This window comes from Enterococcus sp. AZ104, from assembly GCF_050546705.1.
In the GTDB taxonomy this organism is placed as follows: domain Bacteria; phylum Bacillota; class Bacilli; order Lactobacillales; family Enterococcaceae; genus Enterococcus; species Enterococcus faecalis.
Map to the genome: position 1 here is coordinate 1,845,497 of NZ_CP172952.1, position 22,308 is coordinate 1,867,804.

The following is a 22,308-nucleotide window of genomic DNA, read 5'->3' on the forward strand; positions in this document are numbered from 1 at the left end:
TCCCTGCTAGCTTCATCAATCAATTGTTATATTTTAGTTGCCTTTTTTATCAAATTATCATGTTTAAAGGTCTAGGATAATCAGCACTTTTCATTATACCAATTTTTGAAGAAGATTTAAAGCACTTCCCTTTTATTCTTTTGGTTTCGAAAGGCTAACAGAGTTTCGAAAAATTTGGTATACTAAAAACAGTAAATTTATTGGAGATGGAAAAATGGATGAACAAGAATTTCGAAAGCAACTGACCTTAAAGCCTGTTGAGGAAGAACACATTGATCAATTTAATGAACTTCTTTCCTATGTTTTTCAAGTGACTGAAGCAGATATTGAAGAAAGTGGTTTTGAAAACAAACGCGCATTTATCAAATCAAAACAACCGATTTTAGAACTTTCAAAAGTATTTGGCTGGTTTCACGAAAATCAATTAATTTCACAAATTGCTATCTATCCATGCGAAGTCAATATCCATGGTGCTTTATATAAAATGGGCGGCGTTACTGGTGTCGGCACCTATCCTGAATATGCCAACCACGGTTTAATGAAAGACTTGATTCAAACGGCATTAGAAGAAATGCGCCAAGATAAACAGTGGATTTCTTATCTTTTCCCTTACAACATTCCTTATTACCGACGTAAAGGTTGGGAAATCATGTCTGACAAGTTATCTTTTAAAATTCGGGATACGCAATTACCAAAAACCGTTCCTGTTCCGGGAATGATTGAACGGTTAGCTGTCGATCACCCAGATGTCTTTGATGTCTATGCGCGATTCGCTCGTCAAAATCACGGCGCGCTCATTCGTAGTGCCTTCAACTGGGAAGAATATTGGCGTTTCGAAAACGAGGAAGAACGGACTGCTGCTGTCTATTATGGTGCCAATCAAGAACCTTTAGGAGTACTTTTCTATTGGGTGGCCGATGAGGTATTTCATATTAAGGAAATGTTTTACTTGAACCAAGAAGCCCGAAATGGCTTGTGGAATTTTATTACTGCGCATTTTTCGATGGTTTATTGGGTCAAGGGCGATATCTATAAAAACGAACCATTAGCCTTTCTTTTAGAAGACAGCCAAATTAAAGAAAGCATTGAACCCTATTATATGGCGCGAATTGTCGATGTCAAAGCCTTTTTAGAAAACTTCCCTTTTGAAAGTACAGCTAAGCCCTTCCATTTTGTCGTTAAAGATCCTGTGGCTGAGTGGAATAATGGTATTTTTGGCTTAATTTGGGATGAAAATGATCAAGTAACCATTACGGATGAACCTCTAGGCACCGCCGTTCACTTAGATATTCAAACACTAACTTGTTTAGTCATGAATTACCGACGCCCTTCGTACTTACATCGAATTGAGCGCATTGATACAGATAAAGAAACTTTAAATTCTTTGGAACGGATTTTTCCTGACCAAGAAGCTTATTTCAGTGATTATTTCTAAACCCTTGGATTGGAGACAGACAAATGACAAAAATTTATTTTGCAGGACCTTTATTTTCGCAAGCTGACTTACGTTATAATGCCTATTTAGTCGAACAAATTCGACAATTGGATAAAACAATCGATCTTTATTTACCACAAGAAAATGCGGCGATTAACGACAAATCGGCTTATGCCGATAGTAAAATGATTGCCTTAGCAGATACAGAAAACGTCCTTGCTAGCGACTTATTGGTTGCTTTATTAGACGGACCAACCATTGATGCGGGCGTAGCTTCCGAAATTGGTGTTGCTTATGCCAAAGGAATTCCGGTGGTTGCCCTTTACACAGACAGCCGCCAACAAGGTGCTGATAATCACCAAAAGCTTGATGCTTTGAACGAAGTCGCTGAAAATCAATTCCATTATTTAAACCTTTATACAGTTGGTTTGATTAAATTGAATGGTCGGGTTGTTTCTTCAGAAGAGGATTTGTTGGAAGAAATTAAGCAACGATTGTCAAAGTGTGTATAAAGAAATGAAAACAGAGTTTGGGGCATAATCCTCAAAAAGCATAAAAAAGAAGACCGAAAATCGTTTTTATTTTCAGTCTTCTTTTTTATGCTTAGTGGTCAAGAAACCAACTTCATCTCAACAATTTGCGAGGCTTTTAATACCTCATTAGAAGCTATCTTGAGAGCGTGAGATAAAAATCACTTTAGATTTTTGCTCCACTCTTAAAAACTAATAAACGGAGGAAACCCGATCTCTTCAATACATACAAAAAATCCAGTGAATTTTCTCCTCTTGATTCAACAATACTCTACTTTTCCTCATTGCCTGTACTACTAATTAACATATTTTTCTTGATAAAGCATCTAGTCATAGTGTATTTACTTAATCTTCAATATATTTATAATTATTTAGTTACATTGTTTCTTCGGTTCCAGCTTCTTTTTTATAGAAAGAAAGCTATTTTTAATAGGCTTTATTCCTAATCTATAAATTATTAGTACTCAAAATTTGATAACTAGATTTTGTATACTAATTTGTTTCGTTTATTTCCTGAACAATTTTTATTTGAATCAATTGCTTGAATGAACTAAATTTGTCTTCAATAATTTTTTCTATCCTAGAAGAGTGCCTTTCTAAAATTATATAAAATCTTCCATCTCTTACCAGAACTTGAAATTTTTCTGAAAACCCTTCAGATAACTTACATTCTATGTCTCTTTTTAACAACCAAGAGTCCCCATATTTTAGGCAATCGGATATTCTACCCAATAAATATAATTTACTATCTTTAAGGTATCCCAAATCTCCTGTGTACACTTCATCGAGCGCTATAGCTGTATGGTTACTGTACCCCTTAAATTTGTGGTTACTTTTGACAGTTATATGTCCAATCTCTCTTTCTTTAAGCTCCATATGAGAATGCAAATCTTTTATAGTGACATCCACAAAAAAACTAGGTGTCCCTACACAATATTCATTTTCACACCATTCTGTTGAATCAATAACAGATATTAACCCTAATTCTGTTTGTCCATATAAATCTAACAATTTTGCATTAGGAAACACTTCAACTGATTTTTCTCTTAAAAATTGATGCATTACTCCTCCTGTAATTGTAACCAAAGGTATCCTATTATAAAGATGTTTATTCTTTTTAGCTATAGAAATAAATTTTTTTATTCCATATATATTTGTAGTTAAAGATTCTATATCTGCTCTTTCACATAGATTAGTCATATCAAAACAATTATCTACGTCAATTTGAAGAATAGTTTTTCCTTCTTTCAAAGTTGAAAGTATTGTCCCCAAAAATGGTCTTACTGAACTACCTTTTGTGATGATATTAATGCCTTCATTTTGCTCAGTAATTGGGACATTAATAAAGTTAAATTGATTATAGCTGACAATGACCCCTTTAGATTTTCCTGTAGTTCCTGAAGTATATAATATTAATTTAGCAGGGCTGCAACTTTTCTCAAAAAACAATTGAATATCTTTTAACGATTCTTTTTCAACTATATCTTTGATATTAATTTTTTCAATAGGACTATTAATAAAATGATTACTCACATCTGTTAAAATGGTAGTATTTTTGTCAAAATCTTCTTCCGAAATAACAATAGCATCATTGGTAAACTCTACATCTTCAATCTTAGTATACTGATGTGCATCATATGGAATTATTGAATTATCAATGTTTAGTAAACTAGTTGCTAATAATATGGCTACCGCATTAGATTCCTTTTGACAAATAGTACATATTTGATCTATATTATTTTCTATTTTACTGAGAAAAATCAACATTTTTGAAATCTTTTCATTTAATTCTTTATATGTTACTTTTTCATTTATCCCAATATATGCTTCTCTATTAGGGTACAAATTAGCCATATCATTAATGTTTTTTATTACAGACCGCATTGTACAATCTCCTATTTTTTTATTTTAATGAGCACCAAGGAACTCAGCAAAAATACTAATGAAAAACCTAATAAAGCAATAAAATTTGTTGCTATATTTGAAATATTCCCATTATTTACAATGATTGTTTGAAATCCTTCTAATGCCCATGATTGTGGAACTAGTTTTGCAACATTTTGCATCATATCAGGCATTAAACTTAGAGGAACCATAGTCCCTCCTAATGCAGCTGAAAATAGAACAATAAACAATGAATAGCCTGTAAGTTGGGAATCAGTTTTAGCAATCAATGACAGCAATACTCCTAAAGACGTACTGCATAAAGATAAAATAGCTATCAACAAAATCAAAGCATACAAATTTTTCCCTAGACTCATTTTAAATGCCAAGCTTCCAAATATAAATAAAAAAAGAACTTGAAAAAAATTCACTACATAATTTGGAATAAATTTACCAAAATATATGTCAAATGAACTAGCTTTAGATGTTAACAACCTCTTCCATGTACCACTTTCTCGTTCTTTCAAAAACGATTTTCCTGACCACATGACAATAAAAAAAGCAAACATCACAGCATATCCAGGAACATTTTGTTGAAACGAGTTTGGAGCTTTCTTTTGTTCATTACTAAATACATTTTCAACGAAAATTGTTTGTATTTCTACTTCTTCCTTCATTAATTTTTCTGTATCTTTACTAATACTTTTTTCCTTGTCTTCATTTTGAAAACTATTAGCATGTATGGACATACCTAAATTATTTTCAATATCTTTAATTGTTTGTCCAACAGCTTCATTAACAAATTCGTTAGTCAGACCCGCCTGTTTTCTGCCATAACTTTCTAATTGATACTTGACTTCAAAAGCTCTAGAAATCCCTTTAATTGACTGAATCAACACATTTGCTGTAGTTGCTTGAGTGGCATCAGAAAACATTTCAATATTAATTTTAGTATTGTTGATTATTGATTTCTCAAATCCTTCAGGTATCATAAGTAAAACAATATATTTATTTTCTTCCTTATATCTAGAAAATTCTTCTGCCGAACTTATTTTTTTTAAAGAAAGTCCTCTTGACTCCTCGAATTTAGTTAGATAATCACGAGATGCTCTAGTGTTGTCTTTATCAAAGTATCCTAAAATAACTGGATTATCGTTACTACCATATTCATTTTTCAACGCAAAGCTCATAATAATCATGAACATTAATGGTAGTAGTAATAATACAACTAGCGCGCTAGGATCTTTCAAGAGAATTTTTATATCTTTAATTGCAATATATTTCCATTTCATATTTGTTATCCCTCCCTTAACTCTTTTCCAGTAGTTATTAGAAACAACGTATCTAAATTAGGAGGGGAATAATTTAGTGAATCAATTACAATTTTATTTTCACTGGTTTTTTTTAACATTTTTTTTGTTATTTCTTCTATGCTTTTATTCATACTAAAATAATAGGTATTTTCCCTTACTTTTAATAACTTGACTTCTGGAATTCCCTTAGCAATTGAAAGCATTCTACCAGTAACTGATATATCTTTAACTGTTAACTCTAATATACCCTTTCCTAAACTTTGTAACAGTTCTTTCGTTCTTCCTTTTAGAAGAACTTTTCCTTCGTCGATAATATAAATAAAATCACATAATTTTTCTACTTCATTCATATAGTGAGTAGTATAAACTATTGTTTTCCCTGCATTCTTTAAATTATAGATAATTTCATAAATATAATTTCTTGATTGTGGATCAATTCCTACTGTTGGTTCATCAAAAAAAAGAAGTTGTGGTTCATGAACCAAGGCTGCTCCAATATTTATTCTTCTTTTCATTCCCCCTGAATAAGTCTTTATTGATTTGTTAGCCTTACTATTTAATCCAACCATATCAATAATCTCTTTAACGTTACTTTTAACTTTTTTTCGATTACTAATATACATAGATCCAAAAAATGTTAAATTATCTATAGCGTTCAATTCTTCATATAAGGCAATATCTTGTGGAACATAGCCGATGTTTTCTTTAGAAATCTTTTCTTCTCCTCTATATAAAACTGATCCGCTGTATTGATCATCGAGCCCTGTTAGGATGCTAATCAAAGTAGATTTTCCAGCACCATTAGGTCCTAATAATCCAGTCATTTCACCTTCTTTAATAGAAATATCTTCTATATTTAACGCTGTATGATCTCCATATCTTTTAACTAAATCCTTTATTTTAACAAAATCCATACCGTCCTCCTCACTAAGATTTTTTTATTCATTAAATCAGCTCTTCAAAATAAACTGATATGTCCTCCTTATATCCTAAATATTTGCACATTCTAAAATGACTTAATGCTTTTTTACGATTTCCCCCAATTTCTTCAGGAGTTTTGTATAATAGCATAGCCAATAAATAATGAGCAAATGGATCATATGGATTTTTTTTGACCGCTAACTCAGTATATTTTTTTAAACTTGGATATAATGTGATTTTTTCCATCAATGATTTTGACTCTGCCTCTGAGCCAATAGTAGCAGCTAACCAAGTATACGCTTCTGAAAATTCATATTCTTTAATTATATCTTTAAAGCATAATTTCGCCCTATGATAATTTTTATTTTGAAGTTTTTGTTTTCCATATTCAAGTTTTGATTTAATCTTTTTTTCTCTTGTATTGTATATGTACGTAGGTTTTCTGCTTATTGGATACTTAAATATTTTTCCACGATCAACTAGCTCGCCTTCTTTAAAAATATGAACTTTTGCAGAAAGTAGTTCTAGTTTATCTTTCAGCTCTCTTTCTAGTTCGGATTTATTTATTATTTTATCTATATTATACTCCATTCTTATTTCGACATTCTCATTTTCTACATGAACTTCCCAAAAAAAAGGAACGTCATTCAATGAATAAATTGCCTCTTGTATTTCGAACATATCTATTTCTTTATTACTTAACTTTATTACATCACTAATTCTTCCTCTAGCACGAATTAGCTTATTATAATCTCCACAACTACATTTTTCTGACAAGACCTCTATAATATCTTCAATTTCGTAATTTCTAATTTTCGAAGTATGATTTTTTTTATTAGTAATATACACATTTTTATTAAGACCTGTCGATAATAAGGAAAACTCACCTTGCTGCACTTTTTCTATAAAAAAATTTTCTTCATCCATATGCATATTTCCAAATTCACAAGTATATCCAAAATTGCCTACTTCTGTTGCTCCATATAAGTTGAATACTTCAATCCCCCAATCAAGCTCTATGTAGTTCTTTCTTTTATGACTTAATACTTCGCCAGCAGTTACAAAAGCTCGTAAATTAGGCAAGTATTCACTAGGAGTAAGTTGTTGAACGCTCAACGCCTCAAACAAGAGTTCAATTTCTCTTGGGTTCGCTGCGAAAACAGTTACCTCTAGTTCTTTCATCAAACTTAAAAGTTTAAAATATGGAGCCATTTCTGTTCTACTACTTACTGGGATAATAATTGACTTACTTTTTTTAGCACTAGCTTCTATTAAATGTGCTGGTAAAGATAATGTGTACGGAAATCTAATCATTATTGTATCATTTTCAGATAATTGAACTCCTTTATTGATAATATGATTGGACATCTCTTTTAATTCAAAATCACTATACCAACCATATCCTCGAATACCGCTTGTACCAGAGGATTCAACATAAGTTACACTTTGATCAATCGCTCTATTTAATAACTGCTTTTGCGACATTTCTCCTAAAACCTTTTTTGAAAACACCACTTTTTCTCCCGTCAAATCTCTCCCTATTTTTTGTAAAATACTCGTTGATTTTTCCCTTTATGCTTAGGAATATTATCTGTGATTTCTATCTCACAGGTAATATCAAAATTGTCTTTGAATAATTTCTTTAATTCCATAGTTATTTCATTTTCAGATATATTCGGAAATAATTTTTCACATCTTATTGTTAACTTTTGATTTTCTATAACAAACTGATACCATAACGTTATATAATTACTTTTTAGTAATACATTTTCCAATACTAATGGTGGAAAATTTCCCTCTTTCAAACAAATTTGATCACTTTCTCTTCCAAAAAGAAATAATTTTTTCATTCTACAACCACATTCACACGTTTCTTCGGTAATAATCCCTATATCTTCAGTATTGTACCTTATCATAGGCATTCCTTCTCTTAATAAAGTTGAAACAACTATATTTCCCATTTCTCCGTTTGGTACAGGCTCACCATTAGCTCCTAAAATTTCTACAAACACATGCCCTTCACAAATATGGTAACCATTTTGTTTAATACATTCTTTTGCAATTAAGCCTATTTCAGTTGATCCATAGAAGAAAGTCATTTTACAATTCCATCTTTCTTCTAATTGCTTTCTATATGTAAATGAGCAACCTTCTCCAGTCAAAATAAATCTTTTTATTTGAAATTCCTTAGGATTAAAGCCTAATCTTATGGCTTCATCATATAATAAGGCAGCATAAGAAGGAGTTGTTGTAATCACTGTTGGTTGATATTCTTTTAGCAACTCTAAGGCTTTTTCCACTGGTGCCATATACCCACCTTTTCCTAGTGATAATACCATAGAACCAAAAACAAATTGAAAGAGCCGCTGAAATCCCAATGCAGGTAAAGCAAATTCATAAGGTAAAGCGACACCAACTATATCTCTAGCCTCAAACGGAAAGAGTTCATTATACTGCGGTAAAAGATCATAAATATATTGGTCTGCTAAAGTATATGCTATATATGTTGGTTTACCTGTTGTACCAGAAGTAAGATGTAATTGACCAATCTTTTCATTAGAAACACATTTAATTAAGTCTTTTTTGCCTCGAATATCTTTTTTTAATAATAGAGGTATTTTGTTTAATTCAGAAAAGCTTAGATTTTGATTTCTTTCTCTATAAAATTTATTGTTCTTTCTTGCAAAATCTAAAACATTATTCAATGCCATTTTTTGATATTCTAGCATTTCTTCAGAAGTATTATGTTCAAAGTTTTTGTCTTCTTTCTCCAATCTTTCAAAATATGATAAAGTCGTAGGGAATGCTATTTCATTTGTATTATCCTCAGCTTTAAAATATGCTTTTTTCATAAAATCCTCTCCTTTTTTATTCAGATTTAAAAACCATTTATTAATATTCTTACAGAATATGATAATGTTAACTTCCCTCATATTTTCTCTTTCAAAATCAATTATACGAAGTATAATTATTATATTTTAATAGTATCTTTCAAGGATTTTTCTCAAAAATTTCTGCATATGTAATGTTAAATAATTTTAAATTGTTAACAGATGTTACTACTAACTAAGCAAATTTTTTTTATTTCAATAAAAAAAATATACAAGTATATTAGCAATTATTAATGAAAAAATATGAGCAATTGTGAATCCTAAAAATACATACCTAAATCCTCTTTTATAATCTATTTCAGACATTTTGAATACGGCAGATACGATACCACAGTATGGCATATTTGCTAAAACAGCTGATGACATAACGCCTATTCTATGAATAACTTCCTTAGGAATACCAGAATCTAAATAATATGAACTAAAGTTCTCCATTATAATTGCAATACTACTTGAAGAAGAAGCCGTCATCCCACCAAAAAAAATTGATATGAGATTTAAACTCACAATGGAATTACTATTATTCGAAAGTAGTTGAAAAAAATTTTTGAAAATATCTGATTCAGCTATTACATTGCCAAATCCCATAGACGAAGCTGTATAGATTAACGGTGCAAAAGCATTCATCACTCCTCTGTTCAGCGCATCCATATCCCTATGAACTATCATAAAATATATTATTGATAAAACCATTGCTGGATATACTCCGTTTACATCTGAAAATATCCCAAATAGACTTATAGTTGAAAATAAAATTATTACAGGTATGATCGAAGCAAAAAGACTTATTTTTTTTAATTGATTATTTGATTTTTCAAAGACTTTTGGATACACATAGTTATTATTTTTTTGTTTCTTAAGTTCCCTACTCATAAAGAAAATAGAAAAAAGTACACAAACTATTGAGCTTATTAAGCCTATACCTGGAGCTGAAAAAACAGAAGTTCCTAAATATTTTATTGGAATATTATTCTGGATTGATGGACTTCCTGGTAACATAGTCATTGTGAATGTTGCCCCACCAAGAAAAATAGGTAATGTTACCATTTCCCAAGGAATATTCACTTTTTTAAATAATTGAAAACTCATTGGTATTAGAATAAAAAATACTACAAAGATGTTAATCCCCGCATATGTTAGCAAAGCACTTATACTGTATAAAACAATTAACATAGAAAATCTATTTTTCACACCTATCTTTGAAATGATTTTTTCTGCGATGCATTCAGATGCACCTGATTCTAAAAAATAACTTGATAGTATAGAACTTAACAGAAAAAGAATTATATAATTCCCTACAAACTCTTTTATTCCGGCTATATAAGAATTAGTTTCTCCAAAAAATGCAATCTCTATATCCATTTTATTGGTAAAAATAACAATAAAACTAGAAACTATTGTTCCTACAACTATATTCACTCTTTTAAAACTCATTAAAACTAAAAAAGACAAAGATAATAAAATACCTATCAATTCCACCTTAAAATCCTATCCATTTATAATCTTAATTTAATTTTAACCATTGTTTCTATAATAGTCAATATATTTTCTATTCTAATTATAAAATTAAGCAAATCAAAAATTTGTTTATGATTTATCTAAAAGATAGTTTTTTTCACTAATAAATAATAAAAAATGCGTTATTGTGATTGATATATAGATTCCCCTAGTCTACGCAAAACCAACTTATACCTTTTTCAATCCTTCAATTTAACGTAAAATAATAGTCCTCAAATAATTGTTTTTTTACATTATAGCTTTTACTTACAAATAAACATTGTTCACAAACATCGAAACAGCGTAGGTATTTCTCACTATTTAGATAAAAAGATATGTCAATATTTTTTAAAGTTTAATAAAGATGTTCTTGAGAAAACGGAAAAGCCAATATTATTCTGTCCCAGAAAAGTGGAATAGGCTAGCTTTTTATCTCAATAGCAAGATACACCATTAAGAAATAATTTGCCAATTATTTATGGACAACTTTTTACTACAAAATTAGATGATATTTCACATTCTGATAAAAGTAGAACTTGGTAGGTAACGGCCAATTGCATTGTATTAAAAGCAACAAAAAATAGAGCATAAAAATCTGCTCTATTAAAAATTTCTTTATACTTTTTATTAAAGTCAGAGTCATTTGCTACTGAATACAATATCTCTTTATTTCAATACTTTTGCTATTTTGATTACCTTATATCTCCCATGTTGGTATTGAAAAAATAACTACTTCCTTTTTTAAACACTCATTATCTTCTTTATTTGAAAAAACTAATAGTAACCAACTTTTAAAGTGTTCAATACGTAGAAAGTCTTTCTAATATCCACCTCATCTGCATTCCCTTTTAAAAATTGAAATCAAACTTCTGCTTTGGTTTCAAGAAAACCTGAAGTTTTTTAATGAATATACTTCTTCCTTAAGTAATAATCGTCTAATTCTAGTTTTTATTTCACAACGCTCAAAAAAGCGCACCCCCTTTTCTTAGGAAGCGCACTTTCTCTATATTTTTTAACTTGTTGTATCCACCAAATCCATTAGCATGAATTTCTATTTAAAAATTATTTTTATACTTCTTCTATTGGTTCATTTTCAAAAACTAATTGATTGTCTAATAGACTAATCGTGACTTTTGTTTTTGGCATTACTCGACCAGAAACAATTTCTTTTGCTAATGGTGTTTCGACTTCGCGAGTAATGAAACGTTTTAACGGACGAGCTCCATAAGCTGGCTCATACCCATTTTCAGCAATCCATGTTTTAGCTTCATCAGTGATTTCCAACACAATTTCTTGTTGCTCTAAACGATGAGCAAGTTGTGCGGTCATTTTACCAATGATTCCTTTCACATTATCCAAGCTCAATGGTGTGAATAAAATGGTATCATCAATTCTGTTTAAGAACTCTGGTTTAAAGTGTCCTTTTAGAATATTCATGACTTGATTTTCAACTTCTTCTGGAATTGTTCCTTCAGGTGTCACACCTTCCAATAAAAGCTGAGAGCCGATGTTACTTGTCATAATTAAAACCGTATTTTTAAAATCAACGACTCGACCTTTAGAATCTGTCAAACGACCATCATCTAAAACTTGTAATAAGATATTAAAGACATCTGGGTGCGCTTTTTCAATTTCGTCTAATAAGACAATTGTATAAGGGTTTCGACGAACAGCTTCCGTTAACTGGCCACCTTCTTCATAACCAACATAGCCTGGAGGGGCACCAACCAAACGAGACACGGCATGTTTTTCCATGTATTCACTCATGTCAATCCGTACCATATGATCTTCAGAATCAAACAAATCTTCAGCTAAGGCTTTAGCAAGTTCTGTTTTACCAACACCAGTTGGTCCTAAGAAAAGGAACGAACCGAGTGGGCGATTTGGATCTTGTAATCCTGCTCTTGAACGAATTACCGCATCACTAACAGCATCGACGGCTTCATCTTGACCAATCACACGTTTGTGTAATGTTTCATTCAGTTTCATTAATTTTTCTCGTTCGCCTTCAACTAATTTTGTCACAGGAATGCCAGTTAAACGACCGACCACTTGCGCAATTTCGTTTTCAGTAACCGATTCTTGTACCATTTTGACGTTATCTTTAGCGTTCTTTTCTTCCAATTCTTTCAATTCATGTTCTAATTGTGGAATTGTTCCATGACGCAAAACAGCAGCTCGTTCTAAATCATAATTATTTTCAGCATCTTCTAATTCGTGTTTTGCTTTATCAATCTCTGCACGTTTGTTGGAAACCGCATTAACTTCTTCTTTTTCCGTTTCCCATTGCATTTTCATTGAGTTGGCTTCTTCACGCAAATCTGCTAATTCTTCTTGCAAGTTGGCTAACCGTTTTTTACTTGCAGCATCTGATTCTTTTTTCAAGGCCGCTTCTTCAATTTCTAGTTGCATTAACCGACGTGTTACTTGATCGAGCTCTGTTGGCATCGAATTCATTTCCACTCGAATCGTTGCGCTTGCTTCATCGACTAAGTCAATCGCTTTATCTGGTAAGAAACGATCAGTAATATAGCGATCGGATAAAGTAGCGGCAGCAACTAAAGCATTGTCATGAATATTCACGCCGTGGTGAATTTCAAATCGTTCTTTTAAGCCACGCAAAATAGAAATTGTATCTTCTACTGTTGGTTCTTTGACTAATACTTTTTGGAAACGACGTTCTAAGGCTTTATCTTTTTCCATATATTGGCGATATTCATCAAGCGTTGTGGCACCGATTAAATGCAATTCACCACGTGCTAGCATCGGTTTTAATAAATTTCCGGCGTCCATACTGCCTTCTGTTTTACCAGCTCCGACGATATTATGAATTTCATCAATGAATAAAATGATTTTGCCATCACTTTTTTTCACTTCTTTTAAAACAGCTTTTAACCGTTCTTCAAATTCGCCACGGAATTTTGCTCCCGCAATTAAGGCGCCCATATCTAAAGAAAAAATGGTTTTATCTTTTAAGTTTTCGGGAACATCTTTACGAACGATTCGTTGTGCTAATCCTTCAACAATCGCTGTTTTACCAACACCTGGTTCACCAATTAAGACTGGATTATTTTTAGTTTTTCTTGATAAAATCCGAATAACGTCACGAATTTCTTCGTCACGACCAATGATTGGATCTTGTTTTCCTGCTTTTACTTGTTGTACTAAGTCAACACCGTATTTTTCTAGTGCTTTATATTGTTCTTCCTGGTTTTGAGAAGTCACACGATCTCCTCCTCTCATCTCTTCAATATTTTTTCTTAACTCTTTTTCCGTAATGCCTTGTTGCATTAAATATTTTGTTAAACGATAATTTTTCAATTTCATTAAAGCTAAAAGTACAATTTCGGTTGATAAAAATTCATCTTGGAATTCTTCTCGAAGTGAATCAGCTTCTTGCAATAAATGGAACAAATTTTGACTTAAATTTTGACCATATTGCACATTACCGCCTGCCACACTTGGATATTCATCTAACGCGTTATCTACTTCTCGTTCAAATGCGTCAACATCTAAACCAGCATCTGTGTAAAAATTACGTCCAAAATGGTTTGGTTGAAGAAAAATTTTCCATAAATGTGCGATATCAATTTCTTGATGTTGACGTGTCACCGCAACTTTTTGAGCTTCAGCAATCGCCTCTTGTAGCGTGGTTGTCATTTTTTCAATATTCATAAACGATCCCTCCCGTTTATTGTTTTGTCTTTTTTATTTTAACATTCTTTACAATTATTATTATCCGACTTTTGATGGATTTCTTCAAAAGTTAAGGTATTCGTAAACCTTATAGATTTATTATACCTCATTGGTCAGTAAAGGTCAATGAATAAATTGACCTTTTTTGACCTTTTTGATAAAAAAAACCTAAAACAACTAAATATCACTGTTTTAGGGCTTTTTTCGCAATCACAACTAGTTTGACCAACTCTTTATTGCTTTGATTTATTAAAAATAAAGTTTTAACGTAAGATACTTTTTATCGGCATAGCTAACCAAAATAGCCAAACTGGTTATCGCTAAAAATAATTCGTACTCATAACCACTAAAACCACTTGCCAAGCCAAAAGAAAAAATAGCTCCGACTAAAACTGCTATGAATCCTACTGATACCAAAGGAATTAAAAAGCCAATAATCATAAATAATCCACCAATTAATTCAATTGCTGCTACACCATAAACAAAAAGACTTGGCAAACCAATACTAGCAAAAAACGCTAAAGTATCTTCCAATGACGTTACTTTCATCACTCCATGAATTAGCATCGTCACCCCTAGCCAAATTCTAATCACTTGAATGCCTCGCTGTTGTTTATCCATACTTCTCCTCCTTTGTTTGCATTAAATAGTTAATGTAACTATTTAAGTTACATTATAAAGGATAAATCGAAAAAAGTATAGAAAAAAACAAACGTATTTAACAATACGTTTGTTTTTTAATCCTTCATTTTATAACATTATAAGAGAAAAGCGAGAAGAATCATCCTTCTTCTCGCTTTCTTTTTATCCTAAACCAACACGTTCAAAAATCGTGTCAACATTTTTTAAATGATAATGGTAATCAAAGGCATCATCTAGCTCTTCTTTTGATAAGACAGAAGTAATTTTTTCATCCGCATCTAGCAACGGACGGAACGCCGTTTGATGATCCCATGCGTAAGCTGTTTTTGGTTGGACCAGATCATACGCTTCTTCACGTGTCATGCCATGGTCAATCAATTTTAACAAGACACGTTGGCTGTAAATTAGTCCATAGGTCGCATCCATGTTACGTTTCATATTTTCTGGGAAGACCGTTAAGTTTTTGACAATATTACCAAAACGATTCAACATGTAATTTAGCAAAATCGTTGTATCGGGAATAATAATCCGTTCAGCAGACGAGTGAGAAATATCTCGTTCATGCCATAAACTCACATTTTCAAAGGCAGTAATGACATGACCACGAATCACACGTGCCAAACCAGTCATATTTTCAGAACCAATTGGATTCCGTTTATGCGGCATTGCCGAAGATCCTTTTTGTCCTTTTGCAAAAAATTCTTCTACTTCACGTGTTTCTGATTTTTGTAGACCACGAATTTCTGTTGCAAATTTTTCAATACTTGTCGCAATTAATGCCATGGCAGAAACATATTCTGCATGTAAATCACGTGGTAAAACTTGTGTCGAAATCTCTTGAGCACGGATCCCCAAATGTTCGCAAACATATTCTTCAACAAATGGTGAAATATTGGCAAAGGTACCTACGGCTCCACTGATTTTACCTGCTTCGACACCTTTGGCTGCATGTTCAAAACGTTCAATGTTGCGTTTCATTTCAGAATACCACAACGCTAATTTCAAACCAAATGTAGTCGGTTCTGCATGAACACCATGCGTTCTTCCCATCATGACCGTATGTTTATACTCTTTGGCTTTGGCTCCGACAATCTCCGTAAATGTTTGTAAATCTTTCCGTAAAATATCATTCGCCTGTTTCAATAGATAACCATAGGCAGTATCCACAACATCTGTGCTGGTTAACCCATAGTGCACCCATTTTCGCTCTTCACCAAGCGTTTCTGAAACGGCACGGGTAAAAGCGACAACATCATGACGTGTTTCTGCTTCAATTTCTAAAATACGTGCAACATCAAATGATGCATTTTCTCGGATTTTTTGTACATCTTCTTTAGGAATTTCGCCAAGTTCTGCCCAAGCTTCATCCGCCAAAATTTCAACTTCTAGCCATGCCTTGTAGCGGTTCTCATCTGTCCAAATTGCGCCCATTTCGGGTCTTGTATAACGATCAATCATTGTGCCTTATCTCCTCTTTACTCCTCAATTTTTGAAAAATAATTACGACCAAATCTTTGTTTCTTTAATTTCTTCAAGTGTTTCATCGATTTCTTTGGTTAATATAGTAATATGCCCCATCGCTCGTTGCGCTTTTGCTTCACTGTGGCCATAATAGTGGAAATGCCAATCTGGATGTTCATTAATAATGTCCATCGTTTCATAGGCTTCATTTCCAAGCACATTGACCGTGACTGCTTCAGACAACAGTTGAATCGTTGGCATTGGCCAATTACATAAACCACGAATATGCGTATCATATTGACTAAAAGAACAAGCATCTATTGAAAAATTCCCAGCATCTTCTGGACGAGGTAAAATTTTATTTACATAAATCCCGCCTGTTTCTGTATAAAACATTTCAATTGAAAGGGTGCCGACTAAACCAACTGCTTTAGCAATCATCTTAGCAATTCGTTGCAACTCACCACTGACTTCGTCATCAATTCGGGCTGGTGCAATCGTTTCATGTAGCTTACGCTCTTTTTTAATTGTTTCCACAACTGGAAATGTCGCAAATTCGCCACGACCATTACCAGAAATCAGAACAGATAATTCTTTTTCGTAAGGAATCCAAGCTTCCAAGACACAGGTTCCTTCTCTCAGAAGATTCATGGATGGCGCTAAGTCTGAAGTACTATGTAGTACATAACGACCTTCCCCTCGCGTATTCTTCAAGATACACGGATAACCAATGCCATCAATTGCTTCTTGAATATCAGTCGGACTAACAATCGTTGCATAAGGTGCAATCACAATATTATTATCTTCCAAGAAACTTTTTTCCATTAAGCGATCTTGCGTAATCGCTAAAATGTCTGTTCCTTGCGGTATATTCGCCAAATGTTGAATCGCTGTTAACGCATCAACATCTGCATGTTCAAATTCATACGTAATCACTTGGGCACGTTTTGCCAATTTCTCTAACGCTTCAGGATCATTATATGCTCCTAATAATTGCCAATCGGCAACTTGTGCAGCAGGACAATCAATTTGTGGATCTAGCACACCCACTCGAAACCCCATTTCTCTTGCACTAAGGGCCATCATTTTTGCTAAATGTCCGCCACCAATGATACCAATCACTTGACCAGGTAATAGTGGTTTATCCAAGTTCATCACAACTTTCCATCACAGTTTTATCCTTAAAATCCTTCTGCGGTTTCTCGTCGCAGTCTAGCCTTTAAGAGTGCTCTTTTTACATGATACAAGGAAAAAGGCTCAACTTCAAGTGCCAGCAGTGTTTCCATTAGGTTTTCTCATCAGAATTTATTAACATACTTTAGGATAAAACAGCGGTAACTTACTACTCGTCTCTTTGTAACCAAGCTTTTTTCTCTTTTTCTCTTCAAATTGATGAAAACATTAAATTTTTCTAAACGATGATGAGGTCAAAAAAGTATGAAAGAAAAGCCACCTGACCTTATCTATCATACTTTTTTGAAACTATTCGTTACTTTCTGAGGTTTCTTTTAAACCATTGAATAAAAGATTTAAAATAATTGCGGTAATGCTGCTCATGACAATTCCATTACCAGTAAACATGCTAACAGTTTCTGGTACTTTATTAAAGAGCGTCGGCATAATATTAAAGCCTAAACCAAAGCCAATCGAGATGGCAATAATTAATAAATTTTTGTCATTTGAGTAGTCAACTTTTGACAACATGCGCATTCCTTGGACAGCCACCATTCCAAACATAACCAGCATTCCGCCGCCTAAAACCGGCTCTGGGATAATTTGGGCCATCGCACCAATTTTTGGTAATAAGCCTAAAATAATTAAGAAAAAAGCAGAAAAATAAATTGGTCGACGTGTTTTGATCCCAGATAATTGAACTAACCCGACATTTTGAGAGAAACCTGTATAAGGAAACGTATTAAAAATCCCCCCTAAAATGACGGCTAAACCTTCTGCATGATACCCACGACGTAAATCATCTTCGCCAATTTTCTTCCCTGTAATATCTCCTAAGGCAAAATAAACACCTGTTGATTCAACCATACTAACAATTGAAATAATAATCATCAACACAATAGAAGAAAGATCAAACGTTGGTTTGCCAAAATAAAATGGCTGTGGAAAATGAAACCACGTAGCTTGACCAACAGGAGACAAATCCACTAATCCCAGAAACGCAGCTAAAATTGTGCCACCGACTAGGCCGATTAACACGGCAATTGACTTGATAAAGCCACGTCCCCAAACTTGCACAACAATGATTAAGGCAATTGTTACAAATGCGAGGAGCAAGTTTTTAGGATCACCAAAACTTTTGTCCGTTGCTAAGCCGCCACCCATTTTTTCAACAGCAACAGGAATTAAGGTCAAACCAATAACTGTAATGACTGTGCCGGTGACTAAAGGCGGAAATAGACGTTTAATTTTTGAGAAAAATCCTGCAATAAGAACGACAAAAATGCCCGAAGCAATAATTGAACCGTAAATTGCACCAACCCCTTTGTTCGTACCAATCATGATTAAAGGCGCAACTGCTTGAATGGCACAACCTAAAACGACTGGCAAGCCAATCCCAAAAAACTTATTCACCGTTAATTGTAAAAGTGTCGCAACGCCGCACATAAAAATATCGATTGAAATCAAATACGTCATTTGTTGCGAATCAAAATTCAAGCCGGTTCCGATTAATAAAGGTACGGCAACTGCTCCAGCATACATCGCTAATAAATGTTGCAATCCTAAAACGGCGGCTTTCCCATTTGGTGTTTCCGTCTGTTGTGGTGTATTCAATTGTTTTGTTTCCAAGATTATGCATCCTCCTCTAAAAACGTCACCGTTCCTTCACTTAATGAAGCAATACGTGCTAAAGAGACTACATTTAAGCCCATGTCTTCTAATAACTGACGACCATCTTGGAATGATTTTTCAATTACGATACCAATTCCTTCAACCTTTGCACCAGCCTGTTGGCATAATTCTACCAATCCTTTGGCAGCTTGTCCGTTAGCTAAAAAGTCATCAATAATCAACACTTTATCAGCATCAGATAAAAATTTTCTTGAAATGGAAATTTGACTTGTCACTTGTTTTGTAAATGAATAAACTGAAGCCGTTAAAAGCTCTTCATCCATGGTTAAACTTTTTGCCTTACGAGCAAAGATCATTGGCACGCCTAATTTTTGCGCTGCGTATAAGGCAGGAGCGATTCCTGATGCTTCAATTGTAATTACTTTGGTAATGCCTGCTTCTGCGAAAACCTCAGCAAAACGATTACCCATAGCCTCCATTAATTCTGGATCCACTTGGTGCGTAATAAAACTATCTACTTTTAAAACACCTTCACCTAATACACGGCCATCATTTTTAATACGTTCGACTAATTCCTTCACAATATGAACTCCTTTACTTATTTTTCGATAGATGCTTTGTTCTCATCCTGAGGAAAGGACGGTTCGTTAAAAACGAACGAAATAAAACAAAGTGCTATTTATATTCGTGTTCTAACAAAAGAAAAAAGCCCATTTTGCCAAAGCAAAAAAGGGCTATCCGCTCTTCTTCACTTATAGACCAGCATTTACGGTGCTGGGTAGAGACGGTCAACCGTATTTTGACCTTATACAAGCTTCTATGTTTCTCTAGGATAGTACAAAAATCTCTAACTTTCAATGGTTTAACAACTTTTTTTCATTAGAATTTTCAAATAATTGGTTCATTCTTCCATTGTTCCGTAAAAGCGAACATTAAATAGCTAAAAACGCTTTGGCAGTCTATCCTGCCAAAGCGTTTTTTATTCTTCATCGGTTGCTTTTTCTTGTTCACGATATTTTTTCATTTTTTTGCTGAATAATTCACCGTTACTAGGGGGCGTATATGTAATAGCATTCGCTCCAGCGATAATGGTTTCATGAATACTCGATTCAGTTGGTCCTCCTGTTGCAATAATCGGTAATTCTGAATACTTGCCACGGAAATAGCGTACGGTGGCTGCAGTGTCTTTTCCTGCACTGATATTAATCATATCCACGCCAGCCGCAAGTTTTTCATCAATTGGTGTATGAATAGAAGTTACTGTGCTGATAATAGGAATATCGATTGCTTCATCCACCATTTTAATTGTTTCAATTGGTGTAGGACCATTCAAAACGACACCCATTGAGCCTTGTGCTTCTGCAAATAAACTCATATAAGCAGAACGCATGCCTTGCGTTAAACCGCCGCCGACTCCTGAAAAGACAGGAATATCCGCTGCTTCAATAATGCCTTTTGTAATCGCTGGATGCGGTGTAAAAGGATATACAGCAATCACTGCCTGTGCATCCGTATTGCGGATAATCGCAATATCTGTCGTAAAAATAATTGATTTTATTTTACGGCCAAAAATTTTAATGCCACTGGCTTGCCGAATAATCTCTGGCATTTTTACAATATCTTGTTTCAGCGGCGTCATAATTTCTGGAATCCACTTTTCGCTCATTGTCATCATTCCTCCATGCTTAACGGTCGTATTTATTTAAATTGTATTCTTCAATTACATGAATGATCTTATCAGCGTATGTAGGATCCGTTGCGTATCCAGCATCTTGAAGCGCTTGTGCAGCCTCTTTATAATTTTTGGCTAACAAGACTTTTTCATATAAATTTGGATCCCAATCGACCCCATCAACAAATAACTTGGTATGATCTCGCATGGATTCTTCCCAATTGTCATAAACTCGAAAATCACCCTGAATCGTAATCCAGACCTCATTGACATACTCTTTTGTTTCTAAATTGACTTTTGGTTGATTCCCATATGCTTTAATCCCAAAAAGATTGTTATATTTCGATGCTAATTGACTTTGTCCAAAATTTGATTCTAAAACTGCTTGCCCCATAATAATACTTGGTAATACCCCGTAAGATTCTTGTAATTCACGTGCATACGGTGTGATTTCAGCAACAAATTCTTCTTTTGAGATGTTTTCATTTTGGCGATTGACTGACTCGCTTTGTCCCTTATCTGAATCAGAAAGGACAGATAACGAAAAGACAAAGGCCAAACCGACGACAACTACGCCTAAGAATAACTTTGGCAAATTCAGCTGCTTTTTTCTTTTTTTCTGATAGTTGCTCACTTCATTAATTCCCCACTTCATCTTTTATTTTCCGATAAAATGTTTCACTATCTTTCACTTTCGTGATTGATTTCATTTGTTACTATAACCGAATAATTGTATCATTTTCACAGAAAATTATCAACTTTCATCACTGCTTACGCTCGTGATTTCAGTACTTGATTCAGTGGTAGCAGTTGAAGAAACTGTACTACTTTCAGAAATTTTAGTGGATGATTTCACTGTTGTTTCAGTTGATGTGTGAACAGATTCTTCAACTGGCTTTTTGCCAAAAAAGACAAAAATTACCGCACCAAACATAATAATCACAGATAAAATCCCAGCAATTGTGTATTTCAAAAGACCATCCTTCCTATTCGTTATTCACCTACGTAAGTATCCATCAGATTTTCATTGACCCAATCTAATAATTCAACTTTTGAACCTTCCAATTGTCGTTGAATCGTAGCTGGTAACCGGAATGTAATAATGTCATCAAAACCCCATTCGCCATAGGCCAGCGTCACTTTCAAATCAATATAACCAGCAGCAATTTCTTGTTCCTGTTTATTGTTAGGAATCAATTCTACAACGCCCAAATCAGATTGTAACCATTTTTTGGCAATTGTTGTTTTTAACCGTTTATATTCCGAAACAGCTAGGTTACGTTTTTCCGGAAATAAGATGGTTTGGCGGAGTATTTTTTGAGTCAGCATCCACTCATAATCCGTAAACAAATTTTTAATTTTTTGCATGACTTCATTGTCCAAACCAAATTGGCCTTCTTTCCAAGCTTGCCAATCGGCTGCTTGAATTTGATAAGCGGAGTAAAAATTTTCTTCTGTTTGGTACTGTTCAATAATTGCGTCAACAATAATATCTACATAAACTTGATGCATAATCATTCGCCTCCATTTTCTATTTTACTGAAATTCTCTAAAAAAAGCA

General features: G+C 33.5%; 18 protein-coding genes and 1 riboswitch. Of the genes, 2 read left to right on the forward strand and 16 right to left on the reverse strand.

The window, feature by feature from the left end:
• The first annotated feature begins 214 nt into the window (after window positions 1–214).
• Together IGJ37_RS08845 and IGJ37_RS08850 are read left to right on the forward strand one after the other, a co-directional pair.
• Complete coding sequence (locus tag IGJ37_RS08845) at window positions 215–1,435, forward strand: GNAT family N-acetyltransferase (protein ID WP_002356813.1); 1,221 nt, start codon at window positions 215–217, stop codon at window positions 1,433–1,435.
• 23 nt (window positions 1,436–1,458) lie between these two features.
• Window positions 1,459–1,947, forward strand: a complete 489-nt coding sequence (locus IGJ37_RS08850; RefSeq protein WP_002370408.1) for a nucleoside 2-deoxyribosyltransferase — start codon at window positions 1,459–1,461, stop codon at window positions 1,945–1,947.
• 510 nt (window positions 1,948–2,457) lie between these two features.
• Here IGJ37_RS08850 and IGJ37_RS08855 read toward each other — a convergent pair.
• The 16 genes from IGJ37_RS08855 to IGJ37_RS08930 all read right to left on the reverse strand — a co-directional run bounded on the left by IGJ37_RS08855 (window position 2,458) and on the right by IGJ37_RS08930 (window position 22,265).
• A complete protein-coding gene (locus tag IGJ37_RS08855) occupies window positions 2,458–3,849 on the reverse strand; it encodes a class I adenylate-forming enzyme family protein (RefSeq protein ID WP_325814879.1) in 1,392 nt (463 codons plus the stop codon).
• Between the two features lie 11 nt (window positions 3,850–3,860).
• On the reverse strand, window positions 3,861–5,141 hold the full coding sequence (locus IGJ37_RS08860) for an ABC transporter permease (RefSeq protein WP_325814880.1): 1,281 nt from the start codon (window positions 5,139–5,141) through the stop codon (window positions 3,861–3,863).
• Window positions 5,142–5,146: 5 nt separating this feature from the next.
• Entirely contained in the window at window positions 5,147–6,076 is a 930-nt protein-coding gene (locus IGJ37_RS08865) for an ABC transporter ATP-binding protein (RefSeq protein ID WP_002370411.1), read from the reverse strand.
• A 31-nt stretch (window positions 6,077–6,107) separates the two neighbouring features.
• Window positions 6,108–7,595, reverse strand: coding sequence for a hypothetical protein (locus IGJ37_RS08870; protein WP_430598903.1), 1,488 nt, complete (start codon window positions 7,593–7,595; stop codon window positions 6,108–6,110).
• A 26-nt stretch (window positions 7,596–7,621) separates the two neighbouring features.
• Complete coding sequence (locus IGJ37_RS08875) at window positions 7,622–8,935, reverse strand: phenylacetate--CoA ligase family protein (RefSeq protein WP_002370415.1); 1,314 nt, start codon at window positions 8,933–8,935, stop codon at window positions 7,622–7,624.
• A 234-nt stretch (window positions 8,936–9,169) separates the two neighbouring features.
• Window positions 9,170–10,453, reverse strand: a complete 1,284-nt coding sequence (locus IGJ37_RS08880; protein WP_002378530.1) for a GntP family permease — start codon at window positions 10,451–10,453, stop codon at window positions 9,170–9,172.
• A gap of 1,086 nt (window positions 10,454–11,539) precedes the next feature.
• A complete protein-coding gene (gene clpB, locus IGJ37_RS08885; protein ID WP_252671356.1) occupies window positions 11,540–14,146 on the reverse strand; it encodes an ATP-dependent chaperone ClpB in 2,607 nt (868 codons plus the stop codon).
• A gap of 270 nt (window positions 14,147–14,416) precedes the next feature.
• The gene (locus IGJ37_RS08890) at window positions 14,417–14,788 is read right to left on the reverse strand and encodes a DoxX family protein (protein ID WP_002359784.1); all 372 of its coding nucleotides are present in this window, start codon (window positions 14,786–14,788) and stop codon (window positions 14,417–14,419) included.
• 183 nt (window positions 14,789–14,971) lie between these two features.
• A complete protein-coding gene (gene purB / locus IGJ37_RS08895) occupies window positions 14,972–16,267 on the reverse strand; it encodes an adenylosuccinate lyase (RefSeq protein ID WP_002356808.1) in 1,296 nt (431 codons plus the stop codon).
• Between the two features lie 42 nt (window positions 16,268–16,309).
• Window positions 16,310–17,425, reverse strand: a complete 1,116-nt coding sequence (gene purK / locus IGJ37_RS08900) for a 5-(carboxyamino)imidazole ribonucleotide synthase (RefSeq protein WP_325814882.1) — start codon at window positions 17,423–17,425, stop codon at window positions 16,310–16,312.
• A gap of 327 nt (window positions 17,426–17,752) precedes the next feature.
• A complete protein-coding gene (locus IGJ37_RS08905; protein WP_002382793.1) occupies window positions 17,753–19,072 on the reverse strand; it encodes a nucleobase:cation symporter-2 family protein in 1,320 nt (439 codons plus the stop codon).
• Between the two features lie 2 nt (window positions 19,073–19,074).
• Entirely contained in the window at window positions 19,075–19,656 is a 582-nt protein-coding gene (locus IGJ37_RS08910) for a xanthine phosphoribosyltransferase (protein ID WP_002356804.1), read from the reverse strand.
• 154 nt (window positions 19,657–19,810) lie between these two features.
• Window positions 19,811–19,908: riboswitch (purine riboswitch) on the reverse strand.
• Between the two features lie 146 nt (window positions 19,909–20,054).
• Complete coding sequence (locus tag IGJ37_RS08915; RefSeq protein WP_156248848.1) at window positions 20,055–20,741, reverse strand: hydrolase; 687 nt, start codon at window positions 20,739–20,741, stop codon at window positions 20,055–20,057.
• A gap of 19 nt (window positions 20,742–20,760) precedes the next feature.
• Window positions 20,761–21,402 (reverse strand): glycoside hydrolase family 73 protein, encoded by a 642-nt coding sequence (locus tag IGJ37_RS08920; protein ID WP_002366997.1) that lies wholly within the window; start codon window positions 21,400–21,402, stop codon window positions 20,761–20,763.
• A 99-nt stretch (window positions 21,403–21,501) separates the two neighbouring features.
• Complete coding sequence (locus IGJ37_RS08925) at window positions 21,502–21,681, reverse strand: hypothetical protein (protein ID WP_002384259.1); 180 nt, start codon at window positions 21,679–21,681, stop codon at window positions 21,502–21,504.
• Between the two features lie 59 nt (window positions 21,682–21,740).
• Window positions 21,741–22,265: a hypothetical protein gene (locus IGJ37_RS08930; protein ID WP_002382789.1), complete on the reverse strand. Its 525-nt coding sequence runs from the start codon at window positions 22,263–22,265 to the stop codon at window positions 21,741–21,743.
• Between the last annotated feature and the right edge of the window lie 43 nt (window positions 22,266–22,308).